At 46.3% G+C, this 11452-nt stretch carries 13 protein-coding genes; 7 read left to right on the top strand and 6 right to left on the bottom strand.

Features of this window, described 5'->3' with window-relative positions; genetic code table 11:
* Positions 1-1124, bottom strand: a 1124-nt coding sequence (locus tag QUA62_RS11155) for a tetratricopeptide repeat protein (RefSeq protein WP_445301655.1), incomplete at its 3' end; no start/stop codon positions are given.
* 260 nt (positions 1125-1384) lie between these two features.
* Here QUA62_RS11155 and QUA62_RS29360 point away from each other — a divergent pair.
* A complete protein-coding gene (locus QUA62_RS29360) occupies positions 1385-1537 on the top strand; it encodes a hypothetical protein (protein WP_445301656.1) in 153 nt (50 codons plus the stop codon).
* A 389-nt stretch (positions 1538-1926) separates the two neighbouring features.
* Here the strand turns inward: QUA62_RS29360 and QUA62_RS11150 are convergent, their stop codons facing one another.
* Positions 1927-3147: an FtsW/RodA/SpoVE family cell cycle protein gene (locus tag QUA62_RS11150; RefSeq protein ID WP_333403965.1), complete on the bottom strand. Its 1221-nt coding sequence runs from the start codon at positions 3145-3147 to the stop codon at positions 1927-1929.
* Between the two features lie 36 nt (positions 3148-3183).
* Between QUA62_RS11150 and QUA62_RS11145 the strand changes: the two genes are divergently transcribed.
* Complete coding sequence (locus QUA62_RS11145; protein WP_333403963.1) at positions 3184-3606, top strand: EamA family transporter; 423 nt, start codon at positions 3184-3186, stop codon at positions 3604-3606.
* 110 nt (positions 3607-3716) lie between these two features.
* Here the strand turns inward: QUA62_RS11145 and QUA62_RS11140 are convergent, their stop codons facing one another.
* The 3 genes from QUA62_RS11140 to apcA all read right to left on the bottom strand — a co-directional run bounded on the left by QUA62_RS11140 (position 3717) and on the right by apcA (position 5333).
* Positions 3717-3920 carry a phycobilisome linker polypeptide gene (locus QUA62_RS11140; RefSeq protein WP_006634929.1) on the bottom strand — a complete coding sequence of 68 codons (204 nt, stop codon included), beginning with the start codon at positions 3918-3920 and terminating at the stop codon, positions 3717-3719.
* Between the two features lie 265 nt (positions 3921-4185).
* Positions 4186-4671 (bottom strand): allophycocyanin subunit beta, encoded by a 486-nt coding sequence (gene apcB, locus QUA62_RS11135; RefSeq protein WP_006634930.1) that lies wholly within the window; start codon positions 4669-4671, stop codon positions 4186-4188.
* Positions 4672-4847: 176 nt separating this feature from the next.
* Positions 4848-5333, bottom strand: coding sequence for an allophycocyanin subunit alpha (apcA, locus tag QUA62_RS11130; RefSeq protein ID WP_006634931.1), 486 nt, complete (start codon positions 5331-5333; stop codon positions 4848-4850).
* A gap of 829 nt (positions 5334-6162) precedes the next feature.
* On the opposite strand from apcA, the gene QUA62_RS11125 reads away from it, so the two are divergent.
* Positions 6163-7365 (top strand): FHA domain-containing protein, encoded by a 1203-nt coding sequence (locus tag QUA62_RS11125; protein WP_333403961.1) that lies wholly within the window; start codon positions 6163-6165, stop codon positions 7363-7365.
* Positions 7366-7491: 126 nt separating this feature from the next.
* Here QUA62_RS11125 and QUA62_RS11120 read toward each other — a convergent pair whose 3' ends face one another.
* Positions 7492-8076: an endonuclease dU gene (locus QUA62_RS11120; protein WP_190734964.1), complete on the bottom strand. Its 585-nt coding sequence runs from the start codon at positions 8074-8076 to the stop codon at positions 7492-7494.
* A gap of 98 nt (positions 8077-8174) precedes the next feature.
* Between QUA62_RS11120 and glpK the strand changes: the two genes are divergently transcribed.
* From glpK to QUA62_RS11100, 4 genes are all read left to right on the top strand, one after another.
* A complete protein-coding gene (glpK, locus tag QUA62_RS11115; RefSeq protein ID WP_333403959.1) occupies positions 8175-9662 on the top strand; it encodes a glycerol kinase GlpK in 1488 nt (495 codons plus the stop codon).
* A gap of 74 nt (positions 9663-9736) precedes the next feature.
* Complete coding sequence (locus QUA62_RS11110) at positions 9737-10108, top strand: c-type cytochrome (RefSeq protein WP_333403957.1); 372 nt, start codon at positions 9737-9739, stop codon at positions 10106-10108.
* A 231-nt stretch (positions 10109-10339) separates the two neighbouring features.
* Positions 10340-10840 (top strand): DUF3122 domain-containing protein, encoded by a 501-nt coding sequence (locus QUA62_RS11105; protein WP_333403955.1) that lies wholly within the window; start codon positions 10340-10342, stop codon positions 10838-10840.
* A gap of 325 nt (positions 10841-11165) precedes the next feature.
* Entirely contained in the window at positions 11166-11381 is a 216-nt protein-coding gene (locus QUA62_RS11100) for a hypothetical protein (RefSeq protein WP_333282049.1), read from the top strand.
* Positions 11382-11452 lie beyond the last annotated feature (71 nt).

The following is an 11452-nucleotide window of genomic DNA, read 5'->3' as shown; positions in this document are numbered from 1 at the left end:
CTTCCCAGAGCCCCCCCCTCGCTTTGGCGGTCTTTAATTTCTCGCGCGATCGCCAACTGCTGCTGAGCGTACTCGATCGCTTTGGCGTAGTCGCCGAGGAAAAGGTAAGCAATTCCCAGACTTCCCAGAGCCCCCCCCTCGCTTTGGCGGTCTTTAATTTCTCGCGCGATCGCCAACTGCTGCTGAGCGTACTCGATGGCTTTGGCGTCGTCGCCGAGGAAAAGGTAAGCAATTCCCAGATTTCCCAGAGCCGTTATGGAGTTGTGGCGGCCTTTAATTTCTGGCGCGATCGCCAACTGCTGCTGAGCGTACTCGATGGCTTTGGCGTAGTCGCCGAGGTTACGGTAAGCACTTGCCAGACTTCCCAGAGCCCCCCCCTCGCTTTGGCGGTTTTTAATTTCTCGCGCGATCGCCAACTGCTGCTGAGCGTACTCGATGGCTTTGGCGTAGTCGCCGAGGAAATCGTAAGCAATTCCCAGATTTTCCAGAGCCGCCCCCTCGCTTTGGCGGTTTTTAATTTCTCGCGCGATCGCCAACTGCTGCTGAGCGTACTTGATGGCTTTGGCGTAGTCGCCGAGGGAAAGGTAAGCAATTCCCAGATTTCCCAGAGTCGCCCCCTCGCTTTGGCGGTCTTTAATTTCTCGCGTGATCGCCAACAACTGCTGTTGGTACTCGATGGCTTTGGCGTAGTCGCCGAGGGAATAGTAAGCAATTCCCAGATTTCCCAGAGCTTTCCCCTCGCTTTGGCGGTCTTTAATTTCTCGCGCGATCGCCAACGACTGCTGTTGGTACTCGATCGGTTTGGCGTAGTGGCCGAGCTTACCGTAAGCAATTCCCAGATTTCCCAGAACCCACCCTTCACGTTGGCGGTCTTTAATTTCTCGATAAATTATTAGTGCCTGTTGCCAAGACTGCAATGCAGCTTGAAATTGGCTAATCTGATACTGCTCAATCCCTTGGTCTAACAGTCTGTCTGCTTCGGCTTTCCGCTGAGCTTGAGTTTGAGCCAAGGCCTGAGAATTGATGATTTTAAATTGAGAATTAGGGATAAATCGAAACTCACCTACAGTCAGCGCCGCTAAGATTGAGATCAGTGCCGACAATCCAATTTTTTGCAGTTTCATAACTTTTGACAGGCCTCTGGTTTGAATATCCACTTGACACATCAAGATATTGCTAATGCGATTTGCACGACGCGGTTCTGTTGGCTGTTGACTGTTGGCTGTTGACTGTTGACTGTTGACTGTTGACTGTTGACTGTTAACCGCAAGATAGCGACATCTACCTGGAAGGAAGAGGATTGGAGTAATGAATAGTCTTTTTTTAATTTCTCCCGATCGCAGTTCCGGCTTTAAACCAATTCTTTGTGGTAACAGTAACGCGAATGCTGGGAAAATTGCAGCAGCAAGGGTTAATCGTTCGAGATCGCCATCTCGGCCTTGAATTCTTAACAAAGGTGTTTTTGCGTCCGCCTCGGATTTGTTTGGCTGCAACCCTCCAGCAGTATAGCAAGCGACAGCCATTTGCATCTACATAATGCTGTCTAATATTAAAGCCCAAATCGAATAGCATCAGAATTGTCTGTCTTGATTTTCCTCCCCCTATCTACAGCAATACATTTGTAGCCGGAAAAGATATCATTAAGCGGTGCATCTATTTAGGACAAAACTCAATGGCTAACTCAACTCAAGAAACACCGCAACCAGACAAAAAAGAATTAACTGAGATCACAGCTAAACCTCAAGAACAACAAGAAGAACCCCCCAATAAAGGTGACGGGCGGAAATAGTCGATCGCGCGGAATGATACCGCAGCAGAAGCTAAAGAAACCGGGTTTTTTGACTCTTATTGAAGCTTTTAACCAAATATTTTGGTTAAACAACCCGGTTTCTAGCTACCCGCGCGTCAAAGAAATAACTTGACAAATTACTCGGTTTGTGTAGTTGGGTTGTTAGATCGCAAGTTCGGCTTTCCCGGCTTTCCACGGAGGCCGTTTAAAGAAACCACATCAGCCTCAGAACTCTCCCTCGCCACCCGAATCAGCAACCCCGACAACAACAAACTTGCCAACATCGAAGAACCCCCATAACTAAAAAACGGCAGCGGCAAACCCGTAGTCGGCAAAACCCCCGTCGCCACCCCAATATTCAGCAGCGACTGTCCCACCATCACCACCATCACCCCAATCGCCACCAACTGACTCTCACTATTTCGAGCCTTCATCGCTACCCTCAACGCCACAGTAGAGTAAGCCGCCAACATCAGCAACAGTGAGAAACCTCCCACCAAACCAAACTCCTCAGCAAACACAGCAAAAATAAAATCGCTGTACTGAATAGGCAAATAAAATAACTTTTGCTGGGACATCCCCAAACCCACACCCCAAACGCCCCCAGAACCCACAGCCAGGAGACTTTGAATCAACTGATAGCCGTCTTGCATCGGGTCAGCCCAAGGATTGAGAAAAGACATAATCCGGCGGCGCTGATATTCCCTAAAACTAATACTTAAAACGGCTAAAAGCATTCCTCCCATAGCCGTTGCGCCCAACTGCAAGTAAGGCAAGCCCGCAGCCAAAGCCACCAACCACAAAGTCATCCCGCACAAAGCCGTGGTACTTAAATTCGGCTGCAACAAAATTCCCAAAAGCATTGCACCGAAAATTAACAGCCAAGTTAAGCGAACTTTATTCGTCAACCGGTACCAGTTGCCGAAAATGCGGGCGCTTTGGAGAACAAAAAACGGCTTGATCAACTCAGAAGGTTGAATAATCGGAACCGGACCAAGAGATATCCAGCGAGTCGCCCCGTTGATTGTGGTTCCTACCCCCGGAACCAAAGTCAGCCACAGTAGTCCCAGCAGCAACAAAACGCCTAACTGAGATGTTTTCATGATGTAGCGCAGTGGGGAGTACACCATCAAGTTAAAGCCGGCCAGCCCGATCGCCACTGCGACTAGCTGTCGTTTAAAATAATAAAGGCCGTCTCCAAATTCATAATTTGCAATGGGATACGAAGCCGAAAACAATGCTGTCAGCCCTACAAACAGCCACAGAAAAGTCAGCCACCTCAGCCACCGAGCCTCAGCGGCCCATTGAGACGCGCTGGGGTCAAAAAAGGGAATCAAGCGTCGAATGTCATTAGCCATAGGATTTTAGAATGCTCTCAATAAACTCTAACAAAGATGGCTAAAGTACCAGATTGGTTATTTTACGCATTAATCTGCTCGCTATTATATGGTTTGTGGGGATTTTTTGGCAATTTAGCAACTAAATATATTGACTACAAAACTGCTTTTGTTTATGAAGCAATTGGCGCTATTTTAACTACTTTATTTATTATTTTCCACACTAATAATTTTAGTTTTGAGGGAGATGTTAGGGGAATTTTGTTTGCGATGGTAGTTGGCGTTGCTGGCACTGTGGCATCATTAGTATTTTTTATAGCCCTTAGTAAAGGTGAAGTTGCCAATGTAGTGAGTGTTACGTCTATCTACCCGCTGATTACTATATTATTATCGTCTTTATTCTTGAAAGAGGCTATTACATTACCACAAATGCTTGCTGTTTTGTTAGCGATAATCGCAGTTATACTTTCTGCTTATTGAAATATTTGTCAATGATTAAATTAAAAACGCTGGACATTCTTTCTTCTGCTATAACAACAAAAAAGAGGTCATCGCGACCTCTTACCCCTCTACTAATCCAGCTTCGGCTCTTAAAGTAAACCTGTATTAGCTCCGGGCTTACCGGTAGCCAGTTGCACTTTAATAATTCTGCCGCCCATTTTCATAATTCTTTGCTGTTCCCGGAACCAGTTGTCGTAGGGAACCAGCTTAGTAAAATAGGTATTTTGCAATTCGCGCTGAGTGCGGATGCGAGTTTGACTGGGGACGCAAGCAGTCACCTTAAACATTCTCATTGGAAACTAACTCCTGAGTAGGTTTACAGATTTTTAGATGGATTTTTTAAAGATTGAAGGCAGGGAGTTACGAGTCAAAACTAGCTCGTTAAAACTCGTCGGGCTTTCTCGACAAGCCTTTGACGGTCTAGCAATCACTCTCAACTTCCCTGACCTCTTTTCAAAGCCAAAGGTAACAAGTCCAAAGTTAAAAGTTAAAAGAGGCAAGAAATAAGTGTTATTTCTTCTTCCTTCTTCCTTCTTCCTTCTTCCTTCTTCCTGAGTCTTAGCTCAAGCCAGAGCAGATGTAGTCGAAATAGACGCCCATTTCTTTACCAGCGTCAGAACCGACCAAACCAGCGGTGACTTCTTTCATTGCTTGGATTGCTTGTACGGTAGAACCGATGGGCACGCCCAAGGAGTTGTAGGTTTCTTTCAAACCGTTGAGCACGCGCTCATCGAGAATGGAAGGGTCGCCAGCTAGCATAGCGTAGGTGGCGTAACGGAGGTAGTAGTCCAAGTCGCGGATGCAAGCTGCATAACGACGAGTGGTGTACATATTGCCGCCGGGACGAGTTACGTCAGAGTACAACAGAGACTTAGCAACTGCTTCTTTGACGATTGTGGCTGCATTGGCGCTGATGGCTGTAGCGGCGCGGACGCGCAGTTCGCCAGAAGCAAAGTAGTTCTTGAGCTTGTCTAGAGCGCTGATGTCCAGGTACTTACCTTGAACGTCAGAGGAATTGATAACGGCGGTAATTGCGTCTTGCATGGTTGTCTTGTTTCCTAGAAAGTGGCTGAGTCAGTCCAATTTTGGAGCTAGAATTTGGAATTTGGGATTTGGGATTTGAGATTTTTAACTGGCTGGTTATTTGCAAAAGCTTTTAACTTGTTGCCGGCAACCCCCAATTTTTCAATCTAAAATCGAAAACCTAAAATCGAAATTCCTTACTGCATCGCACCGATAACGTAGTCGAAGTAAGAGGAAGCTTCGGAAGCATCTTCTCCAGACAGCAGCGAGCTTGCTGCACTTTTCATAGCGCGAATGCCTTCGGCGACGCCTTCAATCGGGGTGCCGAGAGATTTGTACATTTCGCGGACGCCGACAATACCGATTTCTTCGATCGGAGTAATGTCGCCAGCTACGATTCCGTAGGTGATCAAACGCAGGTAGTAATCCATGTCGCGCAAGCAAGTTGCGGTCATTTCTTCGCCGTAAGCGTTGCCGCCGGGAGAAACAATATCAGGGCGCTTTTGGAAAAGTTGGTCGCCTGCTTGCTTGACGATGCGTTCGCGGGATTCGCTCAAAATTTGGGCGATGCGGACGCGGCGTTCACCAGAGGTGACAAAGCTCTTGATCCGATCTAATTCACCTGGGCTCAAGTAGCGAGCTTCGGCGTCTGCGTTGACGATTGATTTGGTGACGATACTCATCTTGTGTGTACCCGCTGGATATTTTGCTATATGAACTGCTCTGCGCTGGGCTAGCGAAGGCGGGCGCTTGCGTCCCGTATCTTTCCTGCTCAGGCAGGAGCTTTGACGGGGAAGGCTGGACTTTCCACACTCAGCAACTGTTGAAGTTGTTGGCGGGTGACTGCCTTCGGTGCTTAACGGCGCTCGTTCTTCACGCCGGTGCGGTTGTGAGTGCTCGCACTAAGCCTGTCGCTTACAATACCACAAATGACTGATGCGATCTTTAATTTACGATCGAGATTGCAGCAGGCCACTTAGTGGCGATCGAGTGACTGTCCGGCAGTTAGTAAGGATATTGCTTCTCTGACACAACTACCTCTCGCAAGTATTTTGAGGCATTATGTTCACATTCTGAGTGTTACTGTAATAGTTTGTAACATTCCTTTTCATATTGGGACCCTCGCTAGGGTGTTCTGCGTTAAAATTTCACGGATTAAAAACTCGCTATAATTCTCTCACAGCAAGGGTTACAGGCGATAGATTATTAAGGGGGATTTGTGGCGGGCGACGGTGCAACGCTCAAAGACTTTTCCCTGAGAGGGAAGGGAGACAGGCCGGAGATAGAGGGGGAGATGTGCGATCGTCTCACATCTTGCACCATTCTGAATAAGTCTTGGACGGGGGGGATATCCTGCCAACCCCTACTCCTCACAAGAAAACTCACTCTTTGCGTTTGTGCAACAGGCCGTCGGGTCTGTTCTCGATCGTGATGCCAGATATTAAGATCGTCGGAAATCGTAAGTTTCGAGCTTGTAGCTAGATTTGACTCTCACTTTTAATCTGGTGCGCCGTGAAAAGAAATCTATCAGCCCTTAAAAAAGCTTTACAGTTTGGCATTAGCGGTGCTGTCGGCGGTTTCGCCGGCAATCTAATCACCGAACCTTTCATGCAGGGGCTCACTGGTTCGGAATCTGTTTTTGACAGTGTATTGTCCACAGCTCGCTGGTTTGGATTGGTAGGCGGTGGCATTGCTACTGCTATCATGTTCGGCTATTATTACTATATCAAAGGCAAGCCTCAAATTAAACAGGCTTTAAAAAATGGCGGATTGTTTGGTTTAATAGCAGGAGCGATTTCTGGGGCGATTGCCGAAGGTATTTACAGCGGAATTGGCGACGGAAACAACGAATTATTGCGAGTAATTTGCTGGGGAATAGCTGGCAGTTTGTTAGGACTGGGACTTGCACAGCGGATTCCTAATTTGGGAGCGCTTCGCGGCACGGGAGGCGGCGGTGTTGGAGGAGTTTTGGGCGGCTGTTTGTTTATTCTGTTTGCTTACAATCTATCCGGTACCGCGGGCCGTTTAGCTGGCTGTGCTGCGATCGGTTTTTGGATAGGCATCATGTTGGTTGTAGCTGAAACTTTGTTCAACAAAGCTTGGCTGGTAATTAGTTACGATACCGGAGCAAATCGCACTCTCACTCTGGGCTCGGAACCTATCACTTTTGGCAGTGATGAAAATTTGTCTATTATCTGCATTCCTAATGTTTCGCCCTTGGCTATGCGGTTTCAATTGGAAGCAGGTCAAATTGTTTGCGAGAATCTTGATAGCGGGGCGGTGAGTTATTTGCGATCGGGCGACCAAAAGAAAATCGGCAACTGTACAATTACAGTAGGAAACTCTGACTTGCCAGCCCCAACACCAGCAAATATTCCGCCTACCTTTATATCAGATCAGCCCGCAGTAAATTCTTTTACCAGCAGCCAACTTTCTCTGAAATTAGGCAGTCGAGTTATTCCTCTGAGTGCGGGAACTCAACTATTCAACTCTGACATACCGAGTTTAACAGCCGCAGCATCTAACGGTCTTGTAGCTATAGTCACTTCTCGATCGAGAAACGAGCTTTCGTTAGGATTGACCAATTTGTGCGATCGCGCTTGGTGGGCTACAGACATTCAAGGCGATATAAAAATGGTAGAACCTGAAAGTACCCTGACTTTGGCATTGGGAACTCAAATCGAATTCGGTGAAATTGACGGCGAAATTGTGTAAGTAAGCGAGTACAAACTGAGATATTGCACCATTGTCAATAAACCTTTCCTGGGCGGGCAGGATGCCCACCCCACCAGAAAATTTACTCTTTGTGGAACGGGCATCTTGCCCGTTCTTAACAATGATTCAAGCAGAACTGCTGCTAACTCCATTAATTACCGCTGCACCAATCAAATGAGCTAAACGCAAAGCTTCAGGAACTTTCCCAGTGTCTGTCAAACGCTGAAGCACCAGCGCAATTACTTCGGGTTTTTCGCCACAAACTTGAAAAAAGAAAGGTTCAAAAGCGTGAATTTTCCCGGCGCGGCGCAACAATTCTAAACGGTATTCTGAATCGGGTAAATGGCGGAGGGCTTTTTCAACAGCAGCTAAATCTGGTTGGCGGCGCATGACAGCAACGCAAGGAATTTGCAGCCGCGATGCTAACTCGGGAAGGTCAATAATATTGAAGCCGCCGAAAGCAATTCCGTCTAGCAAAACGAGATGCAATTGCGGCAGAAATTTGCCTCCGAGGAGTAGCCCAGAAATAGCATCCGTGGCATCTAATCCGTCTGGGAAAACTTGTCCCCACACCATTCCTTCAAATCGAGTTCCCCCGCAGACTATGCCTGCGATCGACACCAGACTGCCGCTTGTACGAGAAAACGGAGCGTCGTCAAAGCCAATAACCTTAATTGTGCGATCGAGCCTGAGCAAATCTGCCAGTTTCAACTTGTGGAGTTCCCTAAACTAAAGTTTTTGAGATTAGCTTGTGTTTTACATAGTATCATATACGTTAAATAGCTCATTACTAAAAAGGTTTTAGACAATTGGCAAAAAAATACGTAGCAGCGATCGACCAAGGAACCACCAGCACCAGATTTATCATATTCGATCGCCGCGGACAGATAATTTGCAGCAACCAACAAGAACACCAGCAAATCTATCCGCAACCAGGATGGGTTGAACACAATCCCGATGAAATTTGGCAGCGCACCCAAAGCGTGATTAAAAATGCCCTCGAAATCGGCAATATCGACCCGAAAGATATTGCTGCCCTCGGTATTACCAACCAGCGCGAAACTGCAATTGTTTGGGACAGAAAAACTGGCAAACCTTACGGCAATGCGATTGTTTGGCAAGATACCCGCACTCGCTTTATTTGCGATCAATTAGCTGAAGTTGAGGGCAAAGATCGATTTCAAAAACGATGCGGTTTGCCGCTGGCTACTTATTTCAGCGGGCCGAAAATTAAGTGGATGCTGGACAATATTGCAGGATTGCGGGAAGCTGCAAATCAAGGGGATGCGATTTTTGGCAATGTCGATACTTTCCTAATTTGGCACCTGACTGGCGGCGCGCACATTACCGATGTTACCAACGCCAGCCGCACGATGCTGATGGATTTGCAAACCCTTGATTGGGATGCCGAAACTTTGGAAATAATGGCAATTCCCCGCCAGATGCTGCCAGAAATTCGCCCTTCGAGTCAAGTTTTTGGAACTGCAAAAGGATTGCTTGCAGGTGTTCCAATTGCTGCTGCTTTGGGCGATCAGCAGGCCGCTCTCGTCGGGCAAACTTGTTTCAGTCCGGGGGAGGCGAAAAATACTTACGGTACGGGCTGTTTTATGCTGCTGAATACCGGTGAGGCGATCGTCCCTTCAAAAAACGGGTTGCTGACAACAGTCGCCTACAAGATGGGGGAATCGCCCGCTGTGTATGCTTTGGAAGGCAGTATTGCGATCGCCGGAGCTTTAGTGCAGTGGCTGCGGGACAATTTGGGCATCATCAACACATCTGCGGAAGTAGAAACATTAGCAAATACAGTCGAAGATAGCGGCGGAGTTTACGTTGTTCCGGCATTTTCTGGACTCTACGCGCCCTATTGGAAAGACAGCGCCCGGGGAGTAATTGCAGGTTTAACTCGCTACGCGACTAAGGCACACATTGCCCGCGCAGTATTGGAAGCGACAGCGTGGCAAACCCGGGAAATATTGGATGCGATGAATCAGGATTCGGCTGTGCAGCTTTTGTCTTTAAAAGTAGACGGAGGTATGGTGGGAAATCACACGCTGATGCAGTTTCAGAGCGATGTTTTGGGAGTGCCTGTGGTGCGGCCTGTGGTAGCAGAAACTACTGCTCTCGGGGCGGCTTATGCGGCCGGTTTGGCGGTGGGTTTTTGGAGTCAGCTAGCCGAATTGCGGGACAATTGGGCGGTGGATTGTACTTGGGAACCGAAAATGCCGATCGCACTTCGCGAGCAAAAATATCGCTTTTGGAAAAAAGCAGTTTCCCGCACATTCGATTGGGAAGAATAAATCGCTGAGTTAACCCCAAAATCCGTATTTAGTGATATCCTTAAATTCAGCACTATTTTTCAAATTGCAAATAAATGATTTCGCTAAAGAACTTAAAAAAAATTCTCACCGCCTTTCTATTGATACTGACACTGGCATTTGTAGAAATCGCCACTAATTCCCAAATCGCCCTCGCAGATACAGCTACAAATCCCACAACGGCAGCCGAAGTTTTCAGCGCCAACTGTGCAGGCTGTCACATCAACGGCAGCAACATTATCCGGCGCGGCAAAAACTTGAAACAAAAAGCATTAAAAAAATACGGCATGGATTCCATCGCCAACATTTCCAACTTAGTAACCAACGGCAAAGGTATTATGCCCGCTTACAAAGATCGTTTGTCGGAACAACAAATTATCGATGTTTCAGCTTACGTGCTATCCCAAGCTGAAACCGATTGGAAATAAACCTGACTATCTACATTGTAAGACCAGGTTTAGCGCCTAACTTCAGGAAACCAAGCCGAGGTATAATGTAGGGGCAGGTTTAGCGCGTAACTGGGTAATAGATGAATAATCTTTATACAAAGCCTGCCTGCTTCTTGTCTTCTATTGTTCATCCCTTAATAATCTCAATACAAACCTGTCCTTTTTTCTGTTGTTTGCTAAAAAAATGTAAACTATTGGAGGTATTGGAAGTTGAAAAAATATTATTGTTGGCGTAGAACTTTAACTATTATTAGCTTGTGCTTGTATATAATCTTAGCGGTTAGCCCGCCTGCTTTCGCCTCGATTCACAAATATCCAGAAACTGCCGAGACAGTAATGTTTCGATCCGTACAAAGCCTGCGCGATACAGACGATAAAGCATGGCAAGTTGTTTTGTACAAGCGAGTCAAGTCGGGAGTAGTAAAGTCTTTAAATCTGAGATTAGTAGGATTTCCCGGAACAGAATTGCAGCACCCGGTTCCGCTGAAAGTTGCTGCAGGCAAGCGCGAAATTGGCAATGCTAATGATATTTGGAACGAGTCGGGTTTGCCAATTAATGTCGGAGAATACGATTTCAAATCAATAATTACACAACTGGAAAGTAATCGACCTTTGCTGTTGAATTTTCCCGTAAAAAATCAAAAACAAACAGAATTGCTGGTTCCTCCTTTTGCTGTCAGAGAATGGCGACTGTTGTTAGACAGAAACTAAATATACCAATTTAAGCGCACTCTACATTTAACATCGATACAATTTCCAATGTCACAAATCGCTATGTTTAAATTATCCCTTAAGGTAGATTTAAGGTAATGGAAGAATAATAGAGCCGTGCCAAAACTAAATATCTCAATTTAATCGCACTGTACATTTAAAATCTCTACAGTTTCCTGGAGGTATCCAAAATAACTTTATTTACATACACCTTAAGGTAGATTTAACCTATTTGAAGTGTAATTATGAAACAAACTAAAACCTGAGTTAGTCGGGTGACAAAACTTCAGTGTTTTAATGTAGGTGTATTCAGGGTGAATCTAGTATGACTTTAATCAGTAAAATTGTCCGAAAAGCTTTGGCAACAGGTTGCTTAACGGTTGAGGCCGAAGAACAGTTGCGACAGCAGTTGCAGATGACTAAGTACGGTTTAGAAGATTTTGAGGCTTTTATTAATTTGCAAAAAGAGGTGATGGAGGGTAGGGTGAAACAGCAAGCTTTGGAATTGTTACGATCGCGCAAATGTTCTGCAACGGCTTAAATCCACTCCGATCGACCTTTTGGATAAAATAAGGTCGATCGACCTTCGTATGTCGATCGGCCTTTCGGGCG

Origin of the sequence: Microcoleus sp. MON1_C1 (assembly GCF_036701945.1) — a bacterium.
In the GTDB taxonomy this organism is placed as follows: domain Bacteria; phylum Cyanobacteriota; class Cyanobacteriia; order Cyanobacteriales; family Microcoleaceae; genus Microcoleus.
The sequence above is the reverse complement of the archived record's forward strand: the minus strand, read 5'-3'. Positions and strand labels throughout refer to the sequence as shown.

What these genes read in the sequence shown, in the direction of transcription:
- QUA62_RS29360 (WP_445301656.1), top strand. Translation starts at nt 1,385, where the DNA reads ATGCTGGGAAAATTGCAGCAGCAAGGGTTAATCGTTCGAGATCGCCAT.
- QUA62_RS11150 (WP_333403965.1), bottom strand. Translation starts at nt 3,147, where the DNA reads ATGGCTAATGACATTCGACGCTTGATTCCCTTTTTTGACCCCAGCGCG.
- QUA62_RS11145 (WP_333403963.1), top strand. Translation starts at nt 3,184, where the DNA reads ATGGCTAAAGTACCAGATTGGTTATTTTACGCATTAATCTGCTCGCTA.
- QUA62_RS11140 (WP_006634929.1), bottom strand. Translation starts at nt 3,920, where the DNA reads ATGAGAATGTTTAAGGTGACTGCTTGCGTCCCCAGTCAAACTCGCATC.
- apcB (WP_006634930.1), bottom strand. Translation starts at nt 4,671, where the DNA reads ATGCAAGACGCAATTACCGCCGTTATCAATTCCTCTGACGTTCAAGGT.
- apcA (WP_006634931.1), bottom strand. Translation starts at nt 5,333, where the DNA reads ATGAGTATCGTCACCAAATCAATCGTCAACGCAGACGCCGAAGCTCGC.
- QUA62_RS11110 (WP_333403957.1), top strand. Translation starts at nt 9,737, where the DNA reads ATGATTTCGCTAAAGAACTTAAAAAAAATTCTCACCGCCTTTCTATTG.
- QUA62_RS11100 (WP_333282049.1), top strand. Translation starts at nt 11,166, where the DNA reads ATGACTTTAATCAGTAAAATTGTCCGAAAAGCTTTGGCAACAGGTTGC.